The organism is Micromonospora sp. H33 (assembly GCF_052068455.1).
Lineage (GTDB): Bacteria > Actinomycetota > Actinomycetes > Mycobacteriales > Micromonosporaceae > Micromonospora.
Map to the genome: position 1 here is coordinate 311,804 of NZ_JBQHDE010000003.1, position 16,484 is coordinate 328,287.

Genomic DNA, 16,484 nt, shown 5'->3' on the forward strand with positions numbered 1-16,484 from the left:
TAGGGAGTGGCATGGCCAGCCGAGATCGGCGACGCAGGTCCACGGAAGACGCCTGGTTCGTCACCGCGCCGCTGGCTCTGCTCGCGATCGCCTTCAGCACCGCGGTAGCGCTGCTCTCCGACGGTCCCGTCGGCGACTGGGGGCTCGCTCTCCTGCTCTTCCTGGTGATGGCGGGCACGAGCATCCCGGTCCTGAACGTCGTCGTCCGTCGGCAGGCGGTCGGGGTGACCCTGACCGAGGTGCCGCTGATCGTGGCCCTCTTCTTCCTGCCGCCGCTCACGGTCGTCCTCATCTACACGCTGTCCCACGTCGCATCGAGCGTCTGGCACCGCTTCTCGCCGACCAAGCTGTGGTTCAACGTCGCCAAGGCCGCGGCGGCCACGTCCCTGGCCGGCCTGATCCTGCTCGCCCTCCCGCCGCTGGAAGGGGTGGGGCCGGGCACGTGGGGCAGCCTCTTCCTGGCCGTCGTGAGCATCACGCTGGTCAGCCTCGTGTCGGTGGTCTGCGTACACGTGCTGATCCAGGGCTGGCCGGTCGGCCGCGAGGCGCTCCGCTCGACCCCGTCGGTGCTCCTGACCACGTCGATCAACGCTTCGGTCGGTCTGCTCGTCCTCATCGCGCTGCGGGAAACCTGGTGGTCGGTGCTACTGCTGGGGGCGCTCTTGGTGGCGCTCGCGCAGGTCTACCGCTCGTACTCGCAGTTCTTCCGCCAGCACCGCACCCTCACCGGGATGTACGACCTGGCCCGCCTCATGACGACCAGCACCGAAGGGGCGCTGGCCGACGTCCTGCTCGACCGGGTCCGGGCCATCATGCAGGCCGAGTACGCCACGCTCTGGCTGCCGGCACAGGGACGGCACCCCGAGGTGCTGCTGACCGCCCGGGTCGACACGTCCGGCCTGCTGGACGTGGCGCCCACTCCGGCGGTCCTCCGGGAGCAGGCCCGTGACCTCGGGCAGACGGTCGCGATCGGGCGGTTGCTCGGAGACGAGACGGCGCTGCGCAAGCAGGTGAGCGCGAAGCAGGTCAAGGACGCGATCGTCGTGCCCCTGCGTTCGGGGCAGGCGGTCATCGGGACGCTGGAGGTCACCAACCGGCTCAGCGACGTCGGCCACTTCACCTCCGCCGACATCCCCGTCTTCGAGACCGTCGCGGCGCACGCGGCGGTGGCGCTGGAAAATACCCGGCTGGTCGACCGCCTGCGGCACGACGCGTACCACGACTCCCTGACCAAGCTGCCCAACCGCCGACGTGTCACCGGCGCGCTCGAGGAGGCGGTCAAGATCAGGGCGCCGGGCGAGGTGGTGGCGCTGCTGCTCTTCGACGTCGACCGGCTGCGCGAGGTCAACGAGTCGCTCGGGCACGCCGCCGGCGACAAGGTCCTCGTCGAGGTCGCCGAGCGCCTGCGGTCGTGCGCCCCGTCGTCGGCCCTCGTCGGCCGGATCGGCGGCGACGAGTTCCTGGTGACGCTGCGGCTGGAGAGCGCCGACGCCGCACTGGAGATGGCGGCGCGGATGCGTGAGCAGATCCGCGCCGAGATGGTCTTCGACGCGCTGACCCTGGACGTCGACACCGCGGTGGGCGTCGCCGTGCATCCCGACCATGGCAGTGACCCGGCCGTGCTGCTCCAACGGGTCGACCTGGCGGCGACGGCGGCCAAGTCCGTGCCGGGGAGTGTCCAGCTGTTCAACGCGGCCCTGGAGTCCCGGTCGCTGCGGCGCCTCGGTCTCGCCGGCGACCTGCGGCGGGCGTTGGACGACGGGGGGCTCGAGGTCTACTTCCAGCCGAAGGTCACCCTGCGGGACCGCCGGCTGGTCGGCGTCGAGTGCCTGGCCCGGTGGGAGGATCCGGCGCACGGGACGGTCTCGCCGGAGGACTTCGTGGCGGTCGCGGAGCACACCGGCCAGCTGGGCCGGCTCACGGAGTTCGTGCTGCGGGAGGGCCTGCGGCGCAGCCGGGACTGGGCGCACGGGGGCCACCCGCTCTCCGTCGCGGTCAACCTCTCCCCGCGTACGCTGACCGACCCGCACTTCCCGGCCCGCGTGGCCGAGCTGCTCGACGAGTACGGCGTACCGCCGCAGCGGCTCACGCTGGAGATCCGGGAGTCCGGGGTCCTGGACGGCACCGACCGCCCGATACCGACCCTGCGCCGCCTACGGGACCTGGGCGTACGCCTCTCCGTGGACGACTTCGGCACCGGTGACTCCTCGTTGGCGCACCTGCGGCGACTTCCGGTGCACGAGGTGAAGGTCGACCGCTCGTTCGTGCAGGGCATGGCCACCGACCCGGGTGACCTGGCGATCGTGAACGCCGTGGTCACGCTCTCCCAGCAGTTCGGGCTGGCCGTGGTGGCCGAGGGCGTGGAGAGCGAGCTGACCCTGGAGCTTCTGCAGGACATCGGCTGTGAGATCGGCCAGGGCTTCCTGTTCAGCCGGCCGCTGCCGTACGAGCGGCTGGAGGCCTGGTTCGGCGCCCAGGTCGACCCCGAAGCAGTCCCCGCCGGGGAGCTTCCCCGTCTCCGCGTTGTGCCCTGAGCTGGGGTACGTGTCACAGGGGGATCCGATTTCACCTCGGCGAGCCGGCCGTGTACTCTTACCTCTGCGCGACCACCGAGTGATCGTGCAGGCCCCCTTAGCTCAGTCGGCAGAGCGTCTCCATGGTAAGGAGAAGGTCTACGGTTCGATTCCGTAAGGGGGCTCAGAGGGTCCGGCTGGACCCGCCACGGCGGTGTAGCTCAGATGGCAGAGCAAGCGGCTCATAATCGCTGTGTCGCCGGTTCAAGTCCGGCCACCGCTACTCTCGTCCACCGGGCTGCTCCCGGCGGTCGGTGGGATGGGCGCCCCGGGCGCCCACTTTGCATGTGCGCGTAATCAGCGCGTAGGCTGATGCGCCGTAGTTGTCACCCATTAGCGAGGAAGGCACTCCGCCGTGGCGAAGGCGACCGATGTCCGGCCGAAGATCACTTTGGCGTGTGTGGAGTGCAAGGAGCGCAACTACATCACGCGCAAGAACCGTCGTAACGACCCGGACCGCATCGAGCTGAAGAAGTTCTGCCCGCGCGACGGCCGGCACACGATCCACCGCGAGACCCGCTGACCTGCGGCCGGCCCTGCCGGCCCGGTCCTGAGCACGTCCGATCGCCGATCCGCCAGTCCCGGCGTGGCCCCGAGCCACCGCCGGCCGGGCGGATCGGCGATCGTGTTTCCGGTAGGTTCGCGGCATGTCCCTGGACCCGTCCTTCGTCGGCCGGACGTACCCGCCGACCGCCCCCTACCAGGTGGGCCGAGAAAAGATCCGCGAGTTCGCGACGGCGATCGGCGCCACCGACCCGGCCCACCACGACCCGGAGGCCGCCCGCGCGCTCGGCCACCCGGACGTGGTCGCGCCGCCGACCTTTCCCGTGGTGCTCACCATGGCCGCCAGCCGGCAGATCATCGAGGACCCGGCCCTGGGCGTCGACTACAGCCGGGTCGTGCACGGCGACCAGCGCTTCGCGTACACCCGCCCGGTGATCGCGGGTGACGAGCTGATCTGCGCCAACACCATCGAGGACGTCAGCAACCGGGGTGGGCACGGCTTCCTGACCACCCGGACCGAGGTCACCACGGCCGCCGGCGAGCCGGTGGTCACCGTCTGGTCGAAGATCGTCGTACGCGGGGAGGGCTGAGATGGAGCTGCCGGCCAGGACGTTCCGGGTGACGCGCGCGGACCTGATCCGCTACGCGGGCGCCTCGGGCGACTTCAACCCCATCCACTGGAGCGACCGGATCGCGACGAAGGTCGGGCTGCCCGGCGTGATCGCCCACGGCATGTTCACTATGGCGCTGGTCGGCCGGGCGGTGAGCGAGTGGGCCGGTGCTCCGGACGCGGTGGTCGACTACAGCGTCCGGTTCACCCGTCCGGTGGTGGTCCCCGACGACGACCAGGGCACCGAGATCGAGGTGACCGCCGTGGTGCGCGAGGTCACCGAGGACGGTCTGACCAGGCTCGACGTCACCGCCACCTGCCTGGGGGAGAAGGTGCTGTCGCAGGCGAAGGCGACCATCCGCACCCCCGCCTGAGCGATCTCGCGACGCGCGAGGGGTGGACCGGTTGGGAAAGTCGTGGCACTACCCGTACACTGGTCCGCCGTGGGGCTCGTGACCCCTGCCCGGCCGAATGTGGCGGGGTGGGGCGATCGTCGCCGCACAGGGGTGTAGCTCAATTGGCAGAGCAGCGGTCTCCAAAACCGCAGGCTGCAGGTTCAAGTCCTGTCACCCCTGCGCCTCAGGCCTGACCGTTCCCGTGGGTCGCGCCGCCGTCCGGCGGCGTCCGGCCCGTGGTGGTGGCATCGACGGGGTGGTTCCGAGGCAACTCGGGCCCTCCGGTTCGATCCGCCGGCCGCGGCCCGTCGCGGGACGGTCGGGCCGGCCGGCGTGACCAGGCGCCGCGCACGCTGCGACGGCGTGCGAACCGACATCCCGCGACGGAGGGCGAAGTGGCCGACAACAAGCGGCGCGGCGAGGACGCCGACGACGAGCGTCTGGACGACGAGTTCGACGCCGCCGGCGACGACGCCGAGGACGCCGAGGAGCCGGTCTCCCGGGGCGGTACCGCGACCCGGTCGCGGGCCCGGGCGGAGTCGGCCGACCGGCCGAAGACCCGCACCGAGACCGAGAAGGTCGGGCTGTTCGGGCGCATCGCCCGATTCATCCGCGAGATCGTGGCCGAACTGCGTAAGGTCATCTGGCCAACTCGCAAGGAGCTGCTGACCTACACCGCCGTGGTGGTGGTATTCGTTACGGTGGTTACCGCCCTCGTCGTCGGCTTCGACTACGTGTTTGCCAAGGGCGTGCTGTGGGTCTTCGGCAACCCCAGCTGACCGGCGAGACCTGCCGATAGTGACGGAAGTGAGCGAGCGTGCCTGAGTACGACGAGACCGCCGGACCCGCGGACGAGCAGTCCACGGTCGCGACGGCGGCTGGTGACGAGTCGATCGGGGCCGCCAGCGAGCCGGAGCTCCCCACCAGCGGGGCCGCCGAGGAGGAGGAGTTCGACCCGGTCGCCGAGCTGCGCCAGAAGCTGCGCTACGCGCCGGGCGACTGGTACGTGGTGCACTCGTACGCCGGCTACGAGAACAAGGTCAAGACCAACCTCGAGACCCGGATCACGTCCCTCGACATGGAGGACTACATCTACCAGGTCGAGGTCCCGACCCGGGAAGAGGTCGAGGTCAAGAACGGCAAGCGGTCGCAGGTCCAGGCCAAGGTCTTCCCGGGCTACATCCTGGTCCGCATGGAGCTGACCGCGGAGTCCTACTCCTGCGTACGCAACACGCCGGGCGTGACCGGGTTCGTGGGCGCCACCGACCGGGCCGACCGCCCGGCGCCGCTGAGCCTCGACGAGGTGCTCAAGTGGCTGGCGCCAACCGTCGAGGCCGAGCAGAAGAAGGCCAAGCCCGAGGTCAAGGTCCTCGACTTCGAGGTCGGCGACTCGGTCACCGTCACCGACGGGGCCTTCGCGTCCCTCCCGGCGACGATCAGCGAGATCAACGCGGACCAGCAGAAGCTCAAGGTGCTGGTGTCGATCTTCGGCCGGGAGACGCCGGTCGAGCTGAACTTCAACCAGGTCGCCAAGATCTGACATCCGGTACGCCGGCGGCGGGTGCCAGCCCACCGCCGGCGTACGCGTTTCCGCCCCCGGCCGGACCTCGGCGGACGGGATGGTGGAGCGCTGCGCTACCCTAGGACGTCGCCGTCTTCGCGGCGCGCTGACCGTGCGCGTCCACTGCCGGTGCGAATCCCCGATCCAAGTCCCAGGAAGAGACATGCCTCCGAAGAAGAAGCTCGTCAAGACGTTCACGCTTCAGCTGCCGGCGGGCCAGGCCACCCCGGCGCCGCCGGTCGGCCCCGCGCTCGGCCAGCACGGCGTGAACATCATGGAGTTCTGCAAGTCCTACAACGCGCAGACCGAGTCGCAGCGGGGCGACATCGTCCCCGCCGAGATCAGCGTCTACGAGGACCGCACGTTCACCTTCGTGCTGAAGACCCCGCCCGCCGCCCGGCTGCTGATCAAGGCCGCCGGCGTGCAGAAGGGCTCGGGCGTCCCGCACAAGGAGAAGGTCGGCCAGGTCACCCGCGCCCAGGTGCGGGAGATCGCCGAGAAGAAGATGTCGGACCTCAACGCCAACGACCTCGACCAGGCCGAGAAGATCATCGCCGGCACCGCCCGGTCGATGGGCCTGAACGTCGTCGACTGATCTGTCGGCCCACCAGCCGATCCCGTTCGTGGGAGGGCACGCGAGCGTTGCGGCCCGCCATCAACCACAGGAGTTACCACAGATGCAGCGCAGCAAGAACTACCGCAAGGCCGCCGATGTCATCGACCGGTCGAAGCTCTACACCCCGGCCGAGGCCGTGAAGCTGGCCAAGGAGACCACCTCCCTCAAGTTCGACGCCACGGTCGAGGTCGCGATGCGCCTCGGCGTCGACCCCCGCAAGGCGGACCAGATGGTCCGCGGCACGGTCAACCTGCCGCACGGCACCGGTAAGACCGCCCGCGTGATCGTGTTCGCCGCCGGCGCGAAGGCCGAGGAGGCCGCCGCCGCCGGTGCGGACGAGGTGGGCACCGACGAGCTGGTCGCCCGGATCCAGGGCGGTTGGCTCGACTTCGACGCGGCGATCGCCACGCCGGACCAGATGGCCAAGATCGGCCGGATCGCGCGGATCCTGGGCCCGCGCGGTCTCATGCCGAACCCGAAGACCGGCACGGTGACCATGGACGTCACCAAGGCCGTCTCGGACATCAAGGGCGGTAAGATCACCTTCCGGGTGGACAAGCACTCCAACCTGCACCTGATCATCGGCAAGGCCTCGTTCTCCGAGGCCCAGCTGGTCGACAACTACGCGGCGGTCCTCGACGAGGTCCTCCGGGCCAAGCCGTCGGCCGCCAAGGGCAAGTACCTGAAGAAGGTCACCCTCACCACCACGATGGGCCCGGGCGTCCCGGTCGACCCGAACGTGGTGAAGAACCTGCAGGAGACCTCGGCCGAGGGCTGAGCACGACTGCGCCGACGGGGCCCCGCCACGGTGTGGCGGGGCCCCGTCGTCTGTCTTCCGGTCCCGGGTGAGCGGGCGCACTCCGGGGCGATTTGGTGGTTACGGCGGGTGTCGCGTAACCTTGGCGCGAAGTTCCACCCAGAGACCGCTGGTCACCGTGCTCTGGCACGGTCGAAGGTCCCGCGACGACGGGCGACCCGCGCAGGGCGGTAAGCGAAAATCGGCTCTTCCTGTGGTCCGCCGACCATGGTGATCGTGCCGGCCCTCGCCCCGTGCGCCCTGCGCCGGGGCTTTTCTCGTTGCCGCGGATTCCTCCGCCCCGTCGACGGCTCACGGCCGACGACGGTGACCAGCCTGGAGCAACGAGAGAGGAGGGACATGGCGGACAAGCCGATCCGGGCCGACAAGGCCACGGCCGTCGCCGAGCTGACCGAGAGCTTCCGCAACGCGGGCGCGACCGTGCTGACCGAGTACCGCGGTCTGACGGTCTCCCAGCTCACCCAGCTGCGGCGCTCGCTCGGCAAGGAGACCAGCTACACGGTCGCCAAGAACACGCTGGCCAAGCGTGCTGCGGCGGACGCGGGCATCTCCGGCCTCGACGAGCTGTTCACCGGTCCTACCGCGCTGACTTTCGTTTCGGGCGACGTCGTCGAGGCGGCGAAGGGGCTTCGCGACTTCGCGAAGGCCAACCCGAAGCTCGTCATCAAGGGCGGCGTCTTCGAGGGCAAGGCCATCTCTGCGGCCGAGGTCACGAAGCTCGCCGACCTGGAGTCCCGCGAGGTGCTGCTGGCCAAGCTGGCCGGCGCCATGAAGGGCAACCTGAGCAAGGCCGCGGCCCTGTTCCAGGCTCCGCTCGCCAAGACCGCCCGCCTGGCGGCCGCCCTGCAGGACAAGCGCGAGAAGGAGGGCGCCGAGGCGGCCTGAGGCCCTCCCGGCGCACCACGTTCTTAGTCACCATTTGAGAAAGGACGCCAGACATGGCGAAGCTCAGCACCGAAGAGCTGCTCGACGCGTTCAAGGAGATGACGCTGATCGAGCTCTCCGAGTTCGTGAAGCAGTTCGAGGAGACCTTCGAGGTCACCGCCGCCGCCCCGGTCGCCCTGGCCGCGGGTGCCCCGGCCGCCGCCGCCGCCGAGGCCGAGCCGGAGAAGGACGAGTTCGACGTCGTCCTCGACGCCGACGGTGGCAAGAAGATCCAGGTCATCAAGGTCGTGCGTGAGCTGACCGGCCTGGGCCTGAAGGAGGCCAAGGACCTGGTCGAGGCCGCGCCGAAGCCGGTCCTGGAGAAGGTCAACAAGGAGACCGCCGAGAAGGCCAAGGCGAAGCTCGAGGGCGAGGGTGCCAAGGTCACCCTCAAGTGACCTGAGGTACGACCTGGCGCGCGTCCGGCTCACGTGAGCCGGGGCACACCGCGTCACGGCGGGCGGCGATCCGGGAAGCGGATCGCCGCCCGCCGCGTTGGTGGCACCGGCGGCAGCGCACGTGACCTGGGCGGTCGGCGTCCGGTGTGGCGGGCCGCCGGGGCGCCGGGCGGTGACCCGGTGGTGGGAAAGGCACGGCGAGCCGGACGCGAGCCCTTGACGCGGCCCGTGCCCGACAGGCACGCTGACACCAGCAAGACCTTCCGCGCTTGCAACGGCCACCACTTGGGTAATGGCAGCGGCGAAGCCGTCATCTGCAACACCTGAGTGGCCCGGCGGGAACGTCGCGTTCCGAGCGGCCCGGTGCGACCCGTACGAGGGGTCCCGAGGCACGTTCCGCGACGACCTGCGGGGTGGGCTGGACAGCGGTTAGCCTCTCGGCTACACTGCTAGTTTGCGCTGCCTTCCGACTTGACCCCTGCTCGGAAATGTCCGTTTGTGGATATTTCTGGTGGGGTCATTGGAGTGCACGCGTACCAGCCGTTCTGCAGCACCGGTCCTCGGAAGGACGCATCTTGGCAGCTTCCCGCCCTGCGAAGACCAGTCGTACGTCGAGCGCTTTCGCTCCCCGCCGAGTTTCCTTCGGCCGGATCACCGAACACCTCGAGGTCCCCAACCTCCTCGCCATCCAGACCGAGTCCTTCGACTGGCTGGTCGGCAACGAGGCGTGGCAGGGCCGGTCGGCCGACGACCCGCACGCACGCTCGGGTCTCGCGGAGATCCTCGAGGAGATCAGTCCCATTGAGGACTTCTCCGGCACCATGTCGCTCTCCTTCTCGGCTCCGCGCTTCGACGAGGTCAAGGCCTCGATCGAGGAGTGCAAGGAGAAGGACCTCACCTATTGCGCCCCGCTCTTCGTGACCGCGGAGTTCACCAACAACACCACCGGCGAGATCAAGAGCCAGACGGTGTTCATGGGTGACTTCCCGATGATGACGCCGAAGGGCACCTTCATCATCAACGGCACCGAGCGGGTCGTCGTCAGCCAGCTCGTCCGGTCCCCGGGCGTGTACTTCGACAAGCAGCCGGACAAGACCTCCGACCGCGACCTCTCCAGTGTCAAGGTCATCCCGAGCCGGGGTGCCTGGCTGGAGTTCGACATCGACAAGCGCGACACGGTCGGCGTCCGCATCGACCGCAAGCGCCGGCAGGCCGTCACGGTGCTGCTCAAGGCCATCGGATGGTCGGCCGAGCAGATCCGCGAGAAGTTCGGCTGGTCCGAGCTGATGATGACCACGCTCGAGAAGGACCACATCGCCGGCCAGGACGAGGCGCTGCTCGACATCTACCGGAAGCTCCGCCCTGGCGAGCCGCCGACCCGTGAGAACGCCCAGACCCTGCTCGACAACCTCTTCTTCAACCCGAAGCGGTACGACGTCGCCAAGGTCGGGCGCTACAAGTTCAACAAGAAGCTCGAGGTGGACGTGCCGATCACCACGGGCACGCTCACCGAGGACGACATCGTCGCCACCGTGGAGTACCTCTGCCGGCTGCACGCCGGTGAGGAGGGCTACGAGGCCGACGACATCGACCACTTCGGCAACCGACGCCTGCGTACCGTGGGCGAGCTGATCCAGAACCAGGTCCGGGTCGGCCTGTCCCGGATGGAGCGCGTCGTCCGTGAGCGGATGACCACCCAGGACGTCGAGGCGATCACGCCGCAGACCCTGATCAACATCCGTCCGGTGGTGGCGGCGATCAAGGAGTTCTTCGGCACGTCGCAGCTGTCCCAGTTCATGGACCAGACCAACCCGCTGGCGGGCCTGACCCACCGGCGCCGGCTGAGCGCGCTCGGCCCGGGTGGTCTGTCCCGGGAGCGGGCCGGCTTCGAGGTCCGTGACGTGCACCCGTCCCACTACGGCCGGATGTGCCCGATCGAGACGCCGGAAGGCCCGAACATCGGTCTGATCGGCGCGCTGTCCACCTTCGCCCGGGTCAACCCGTTCGGCTTCATCGAGACGCCGTACCGGAAGGTCGTCGACGGTCGGGTCACCGACCAGATCGACTACCTGACCGCGGACGAGGAGGACCGCTTCGTCAAGGCGCAGGCCAACGCGCCGCTGAAGGCGGACGGCACGTTCGCCGAGGACCGCGTCCTCGTCCGCCGTAAGGGCGGCGAGACCGAGGACGTCCCGCCGGCGGCCGTGGACTACATGGACGTATCGCCGCGGCAGATGACCTCGGTCGCGACGGCGATGATCCCGTTCCTCGAGCACGACGACGCCAACCGCGCGCTCATGGGCGCGAACATGCAGCGCCAGGCCGTGCCGCTGGTCAAGGCCGAGGCGCCGCTGGTCGGCACCGGCATGGAGTACCGGGCCGCGGTCGACGCCGGTGACGTCGTGGTCGCCGAGGTCGGCGGTGTCATCGAGGACCTGTGCGCCGACTACATCACCGTCCACCAGGACGACGGCCACCGCCGGACGTACCTGCTGCACAAGTTCCGCCGCTCCAACGCCGGCTCCTGCGTCAACCAGAAGCCGGTCGTCTTCGAGGGTGACCGGGTCGAGGCCGGCCAGGTCATCGCCGACGGTCCCTGCACCGACGACGGCGAGATGGCGCTCGGGCGCAACCTGCTCGTGGCGTTCATGACCTGGGAGGGCCACAACTACGAGGACGCGATCATCCTGTCGCAGCGCCTCGTGCAGCAGGACGTGCTCACGTCGATCCACATCGAGGAGCACGAGGTCGACGCGCGGGACACCAAGCTCGGCCCGGAGGAGATCACCCGCGACATCCCGAACGTCAGCGAGGAAATGCTCGCCGACCTCGACGAGCGCGGCATCATCCGGATCGGCGCCGAGGTCGTCCCCGGCGACATCCTGGTCGGCAAGGTCACGCCCAAGGGTGAGACCGAGCTGACCCCGGAGGAGCGGCTGCTCCGCGCGATCTTCGGCGAGAAGGCGCGCGAGGTCCGGGACACCTCTCTGAAGGTGCCGCACGGCGAGACCGGCACGGTCATCGGCGTCCGGACGTTCTCCCGCGAGGACGGCGACGAGCTGCCGCCGGGTGTCAACGAGCTGGTCCGGGTCTACGTCGCCCAGAAGCGGAAGATCCAGGACGGTGACAAGCTCGCCGGCCGCCACGGCAACAAGGGCGTCATCTCCAAGATCCTGCCCGTCGAGGACATGCCGTTCCTCGAGGACGGCACGCCGGTCGACATCGTGCTGAACCCGCTCGGCGTTCCCTCCCGGATGAACATCGGCCAGGTGCTGGAGACGCACCTCGGCTGGGTGGCCAAGACCGGGTGGAAGGTCGACGGCGAGGACGCCGACTGGAAGCGTCAGCTCCAGGCGATCGGCGCGGACGAGTCCGAGCCGGACACCAACGTGGCCACTCCGGTCTTCGACGGTGCCCGCGAGGAGGAGATCTCCGGTCTGCTCTCGTCGACGCTGCCCAACCGGGACGGCAAGCAGCTGATCGGCTCGTCCGGTAAGGCGCAGCTGTTCGACGGTCGCTCCGGCGAGCCGCTGCCGGACCCGATCGCGGTCGGCTACATCTACATCCTGAAGCTCAACCACCTGGTCGACGACAAGATCCACGCCCGGTCGACCGGCCCGTACTCGATGATCACGCAGCAGCCGCTGGGTGGTAAGGCGCAGTTCGGTGGTCAGCGCTTCGGTGAGATGGAGTGCTGGGCGATGCAGGCGTACGGCGCCGCGTACGCCCTGCAGGAGCTGCTGACGATCAAGTCCGACGACGTCCTGGGCCGGGTGAAGGTCTACGAGGCGATCGTCAAGGGCGAGAACATCCCCGAGCCGGGCATCCCGGAGTCGTTCAAGGTGCTGCTCAAGGAGCTGCAGTCGCTGTGCCTCAACGTCGAGGTGCTCTCCAGCGACGGTGTGGCCCTGGAGATGCGCGAGACCGACGACGAGGTGTTCCGGGCTGCGGAGGAGCTGGGCATCGACCTGTCCCGGCGCGAGCCGAGCTCGGTCGAAGAGGTCTGAGGTGAGCGGTCGGGAGCCGGCTCGCCGCCGGCTCCCGACCCCACCCACTAGCTAAGCAGTACAGACGACGACATAGGGGACATAGTGCTCGACGTCAACTTCTTCGACGAGCTGCGCATCGGCCTCGCCACCGCTGACGACATCCGTCAGTGGTCCCACGGCGAGGTCAAGAAGCCTGAGACGATCAACTACCGCACCCTGAAGCCGGAGAAGGACGGGCTCTTCTGCGAGAAGATCTTCGGTCCTCAGCGGGACTGGGAGTGCTACTGCGGTAAGTACAAGCGGGTCCGCTTCAAGGGCATCATCTGCGAGCGCTGCGGCGTCGAGGTGACCCGGTCCAAGGTCCGTCGTGAGCGGATGGGGCACATCGAGCTGGCCGCTCCGGTGACCCACATCTGGTACTTCAAGGGCGTGCCGAGCCGGCTGGGCTACCTGCTGGACCTCGCCCCGAAGGACCTCGAGAAGATCATCTACTTCGCCTCGTACGTCGTGACGAGCGTGGACGCCGAGGCGCGTCACCGTGACCTCTCGACGATCGAGAACGAGATCCTGGCCGAGAAGCGGCAGGCCGAGAACAGCCGCGACTCGGAGATCGAGAAGCGGGCCGCCAAGCTCGAGGCCGACCTGGCCGAGCTGGAGGCCGAGGGTGCCAAGGCGGACGTCCGGCGCAAGGTCAAGGAGGGCGGAGAGCGCGAGATGCGCCAGATCCGCGACCGGGCCCAGCGCGAGATCGACCGCCTGGACGAGGTGCTGGACACCTTCCGCAAGCTGGAGCCGAAGCAGCTGGTCACCGACGAGCTGCTCTACCGGGAGCTGCGCGACCGGTTCGGTGAGTACTTCACCGGCGGCATGGGCGCCGAGGCCATCAAGGCGCTCGTCCAGAACATGGACCTCGACGCCGAGGCGGAGAGCCTGCGGGAGACCATCCGCACCGGCAAGGGGCAGCGGAAGATCCGGGCGCTCAAGCGGCTCAAGGTCGTCGCGGCATTCCTGAACACCCGCAACTCGCCGCTCGGCATGGTGCTGGACTGCGTCCCGGTCATCCCGCCGGACCTGCGGCCGATGGTGCAGCTCGACGGTGGCCGCTTCGCGACCTCCGACCTGAACGACCTGTACCGCCGTGTCATCAACCGGAACAACCGCCTCAAGCGGCTGATCGACCTCGGTGCGCCCGAGATCATCGTCAACAACGAGAAGCGGATGCTCCAGGAGGCCGTCGACGCGCTGTTCGACAACGGCCGCCGTGGCCGGCCGGTGACCGGCCCGGGCAACCGTCCGCTCAAGTCGCTGTCCGACATGCTCAAGGGCAAGCAGGGCCGGTTCCGCCAGAACCTGCTGGGCAAGCGCGTCGACTACTCCGGCCGTTCGGTCATCGTGGTCGGCCCGAAGCTCAAGCTGCACCAGTGCGGCCTGCCCAAGCAGATGGCGCTGGAGCTGTTCAAGCCGTTCGTGATGAAGCGGCTGGTCGACCTCAACCACGCGCAGAACATCAAGTCCGCCAAGCGGATGGTCGAGCGGCAGCGGCCGGTCGTGTGGGACGTGCTGGAAGAGGTCATCGGCGAGCACCCGGTGCTGCTCAACCGGGCGCCGACCCTGCACCGGCTGGGTATCCAGGCCTTCGAGCCGCAGCTGGTCGAGGGCAAGGCCATCCAGATCCACCCGCTGGTCTGCACCGCGTTCAACGCCGACTTCGACGGTGACCAGATGGCGGTCCACGTGCCGCTGTCCGCCGAGGCCCAGGCCGAGGCGCGGATCCTGATGCTCTCGTCGAACAACATCCTCAAGCCGGCCGACGGCAAGCCGGTGACCATGCCCACCCAGGACATGATCATCGGTCTCTACCACCTCACCCACCTCACCGCCGGTGAGCGTGGCGAGGGCCGGGCGTTCAGCTCGGACGCCGAGGCGCGGATGGCGTTCGACAACGGCGAGCTGCACCTGCAGGCTCCGGTGAAGATCCGGCTGCGCGGGCTCGTCGGCGTCGACAACGGCCCCGGCGTCGAGGCGTGGACCGCTCCCGAGGGCTGGGTCGAGGGTGACGCGGTCACCGTGGAGACCACGCTCGGCCGGGTCCTGTTCAACGAGACGCTGCCCCCGGGCTACCGCTTCGTGAACTACGAGATCCGCAAGGGCCAGCTCTCCGCGATCGTCAACGACCTCGCCGAGCGCTTCCCGAAGGTGGCCCTCGCGGCCACCCTGGACGGGCTCAAGGAGGCCGGTTTCCACTGGGCCACCTGGTCCGGCGTGACGATCGGCATGGAGGACGTCATCGCTCCGCCGCGCAAGCGGGAGATCCTGGAGCGGTACGAGAAGGAAGCCGACCGGATCGACAAGCAGTACCAGCGTGGTCTGATGACGGCCGAGGAGCGCCGTGGCGAGCTCATCGAGATCTGGACCAAGGCGACCAACGAGGTCGCCAAGGAGATGGACACCGCGCTGCCGCAGGAGAACCCACTGTGGAAGATGATCAACTCGGGTGCCCGCGGTAACCTGCTCCAGCTCCGGCAGATCGCGGCGATCCGTGGTCTGGTGGCCAACCCGAAGGGCGAGATCATCCCGCGGCCCATCAAGGCCAGCTACCGGGAGGGTCTGTCCGTGCTGGAGTACTTCATCTCCACGCACGGTGCCCGGAAGGGTCTCGCGGACACGGCGCTGCGTACCGCCGACTCGGGTTACCTGACCCGCCGTCTGGTGGACGTCTCGCAGGACGTCATCATCCGCGAGGAGGACTGCGGCACCGACCGCGCCATCCCGATGCAGATCGGGCAGCGGCGGGACGGCCAGCTGATCGTGCACGAGCACGCCGAGACCAGCGTGCACGCCCGTACCCTGGCCGACGACATCAAGGGGCCGGACGGCACCGTCGTCGCCGAGCGGGGCGCGGACATCAACTCGATCCTGGTCGACAAGATCGTCGCCGCCGGGGTGGAGACCGTCCGGGTGCGCAGCGTGCTCACCTGCGAGTCGAAGCTGGGCGTCTGCGGTGCCTGCTACGGCCGCTCGCTGCCGACCGGCAAGACGGTGGACGTCGGCGAGGCGGTCGGCATCATCGCCGCCCAGTCGATCGGTGAGCCCGGTACGCAGCTGACCATGCGTACCTTCCACACCGGTGGTGTCGCCGGTGAGGACATCACCCAGGGTCTGCCGCGTGTCCAGGAGATCTTCGAGGCCCGCGTGCCCAAGGGCAAGGCGCCCATCGCCGACACCCCGGGTCGCGTCCGCATCGAGGACGGCGAGCGGTCGCGGAAGATCATCGTGGTGCCGGACGACGGCAGCGACGAGATCGTCTACGACAAGATCTCGAAGCGGGTCCGGCTCCTGACCAATGACGGCGACCACGTCGAGGTCGGCGAGAAGCTCACCGTGGGTACGGTCGACCCGCACGAGCTGCTGCGCATCCTCGGCCCGCGCGCGGTCCAGGTCCACCTGACCCAGGAGGTTCAGGAGGTCTACCGCTCGCAGGGTGTGCTCATCCACGACAAGCACATCGAGATCATCATCCGCCAGATGCTCAAGCGGGTGACGGTCATCGACTCCGGCTCGACCGAGTTCCTGCCGGGCGTGCTGGTCGACCGGGCGCTGTTCGAGTCGGAGAACCGCCGGCTCGTGTCCGAGGGCGGCGAGCCCGCCGCCGGTCGCCCGGTGCTGATGGGTATCACCAAGGCCTCGCTGGCCACGGACTCTTGGCTGTCGGCGGCCTCCTTCCAGGAGACCACCCGGGTGCTGACGGACGCGGCGATCCACGCCCGCAGCGACTCGCTGATCGGCCTCAAGGAGAACGTGATCATCGGTAAGCTCATCCCGGCCGGTACGGGCATCAGCAAGTACCGCAACGTCCGGGTCGAGCCGACCGAGGAGGCGAAGGCCAAGGTCTACTCGATGACCGGCTACCCGGAGACCGACTACGGCTTCGGGCCGGCCAGTGGCCAGGCGGTCCCGCTGGACGACTTCGACTTCGGGTCGTACCGCTAAGGAACGCACGCACGAGGCCCCCGGCATCCGCCGGGGGCCTCGTCGCGTCTCCGGAGACCGCCGGTGCGGCCCGAGGGGGCGCGGGCATGCCGGAGAGTCCGCCGCGC

The 16,484-nt window shown here is 69.0% G+C and carries 12 protein-coding genes and 3 tRNA genes; all 15 read left to right on the forward strand.

All coding sequences use genetic code 11. From position 1 onward, the window contains the following. The first annotated feature begins 11 nt into the window (after positions 1-11). The 15 genes from ACTMS0_RS10640 to ACTMS0_RS10710 all read left to right on the forward strand — a co-directional run bounded on the left by ACTMS0_RS10640 (position 12) and on the right by ACTMS0_RS10710 (position 16,377). A complete protein-coding gene (locus ACTMS0_RS10640; RefSeq protein ID WP_441154981.1) occupies positions 12-2,534 on the forward strand; it encodes a putative bifunctional diguanylate cyclase/phosphodiesterase in 2,523 nt (840 codons plus the stop codon). A 91-nt stretch (positions 2,535-2,625) separates the two neighbouring features. After that, positions 2,626-2,698 (forward strand) — tRNA-Thr (locus tag ACTMS0_RS10645). Between the two features lie 25 nt (positions 2,699-2,723). Continuing rightward, positions 2,724-2,796: transfer RNA gene (locus ACTMS0_RS10650), tRNA-Met, on the forward strand. Positions 2,797-2,928: 132 nt separating this feature from the next. Beyond that, on the forward strand, positions 2,929-3,096 hold the full coding sequence (gene rpmG / locus ACTMS0_RS10655; protein ID WP_012184342.1) for a 50S ribosomal protein L33: 168 nt from the start codon (positions 2,929-2,931) through the stop codon (positions 3,094-3,096). Between the two features lie 124 nt (positions 3,097-3,220). Further along, on the forward strand, positions 3,221-3,667 hold the full coding sequence (locus ACTMS0_RS10660; protein WP_441154982.1) for an FAS1-like dehydratase domain-containing protein: 447 nt from the start codon (positions 3,221-3,223) through the stop codon (positions 3,665-3,667). Between the two features lies 1 nt (position 3,668). After that, the gene (locus tag ACTMS0_RS10665) at positions 3,669-4,061 is read left to right on the forward strand and encodes a MaoC family dehydratase (RefSeq protein ID WP_441154983.1); all 393 of its coding nucleotides are present in this window, start codon (positions 3,669-3,671) and stop codon (positions 4,059-4,061) included. 128 nt (positions 4,062-4,189) lie between these two features. Beyond that, positions 4,190-4,262 (forward strand) — tRNA-Trp (locus ACTMS0_RS10670). Between the two features lie 215 nt (positions 4,263-4,477). Further along, positions 4,478-4,861, forward strand: coding sequence for a preprotein translocase subunit SecE (gene secE / locus ACTMS0_RS10675; RefSeq protein WP_441154984.1), 384 nt, complete (start codon positions 4,478-4,480; stop codon positions 4,859-4,861). Positions 4,862-4,899: 38 nt separating this feature from the next. Next, the gene (gene nusG, locus ACTMS0_RS10680) at positions 4,900-5,622 is read left to right on the forward strand and encodes a transcription termination/antitermination protein NusG (protein ID WP_441154985.1); all 723 of its coding nucleotides are present in this window, start codon (positions 4,900-4,902) and stop codon (positions 5,620-5,622) included. A 184-nt stretch (positions 5,623-5,806) separates the two neighbouring features. Further along, positions 5,807-6,238 carry a 50S ribosomal protein L11 gene (gene rplK / locus ACTMS0_RS10685; protein WP_168004131.1) on the forward strand — a complete coding sequence of 144 codons (432 nt, stop codon included), beginning with the start codon at positions 5,807-5,809 and terminating at the stop codon, positions 6,236-6,238. 82 nt (positions 6,239-6,320) lie between these two features. Then, positions 6,321-7,037 (forward strand): 50S ribosomal protein L1, encoded by a 717-nt coding sequence (rplA, locus tag ACTMS0_RS10690; RefSeq protein WP_441154986.1) that lies wholly within the window; start codon positions 6,321-6,323, stop codon positions 7,035-7,037. Between the two features lie 378 nt (positions 7,038-7,415). Then, positions 7,416-7,961: a 50S ribosomal protein L10 gene (gene rplJ, locus ACTMS0_RS10695; protein ID WP_130320445.1), complete on the forward strand. Its 546-nt coding sequence runs from the start codon at positions 7,416-7,418 to the stop codon at positions 7,959-7,961. A gap of 53 nt (positions 7,962-8,014) precedes the next feature. Then, positions 8,015-8,398, forward strand: coding sequence for a 50S ribosomal protein L7/L12 (gene rplL, locus ACTMS0_RS10700; RefSeq protein WP_441154987.1), 384 nt, complete (start codon positions 8,015-8,017; stop codon positions 8,396-8,398). Positions 8,399-8,973: 575 nt separating this feature from the next. Beyond that, positions 8,974-12,405, forward strand: coding sequence for a DNA-directed RNA polymerase subunit beta (gene rpoB, locus ACTMS0_RS10705; RefSeq protein WP_441154988.1), 3,432 nt, complete (start codon positions 8,974-8,976; stop codon positions 12,403-12,405). A gap of 84 nt (positions 12,406-12,489) precedes the next feature. Next, positions 12,490-16,377 carry a DNA-directed RNA polymerase subunit beta' gene (locus tag ACTMS0_RS10710; protein WP_441154989.1) on the forward strand — a complete coding sequence of 1,296 codons (3,888 nt, stop codon included), beginning with the start codon at positions 12,490-12,492 and terminating at the stop codon, positions 16,375-16,377. The last annotated feature ends 107 nt before the right edge of the window (positions 16,378-16,484 follow it).

What these genes read in the sequence shown, in the direction of transcription:
- ACTMS0_RS10665 (WP_441154983.1), top strand. Translation starts at nt 3,669, where the DNA reads ATGGAGCTGCCGGCCAGGACGTTCCGGGTGACGCGCGCGGACCTGATC.
- rplJ (WP_130320445.1), top strand. Translation starts at nt 7,416, where the DNA reads ATGGCGGACAAGCCGATCCGGGCCGACAAGGCCACGGCCGTCGCCGAG.
- rplA (WP_441154986.1), top strand. Translation starts at nt 6,321, where the DNA reads ATGCAGCGCAGCAAGAACTACCGCAAGGCCGCCGATGTCATCGACCGG.
- ACTMS0_RS10640 (WP_441154981.1), top strand. Translation starts at nt 12, where the DNA reads ATGGCCAGCCGAGATCGGCGACGCAGGTCCACGGAAGACGCCTGGTTC.
- rplL (WP_441154987.1), top strand. Translation starts at nt 8,015, where the DNA reads ATGGCGAAGCTCAGCACCGAAGAGCTGCTCGACGCGTTCAAGGAGATG.
- ACTMS0_RS10660 (WP_441154982.1), top strand. Translation starts at nt 3,221, where the DNA reads ATGTCCCTGGACCCGTCCTTCGTCGGCCGGACGTACCCGCCGACCGCC.
- rplK (WP_168004131.1), top strand. Translation starts at nt 5,807, where the DNA reads ATGCCTCCGAAGAAGAAGCTCGTCAAGACGTTCACGCTTCAGCTGCCG.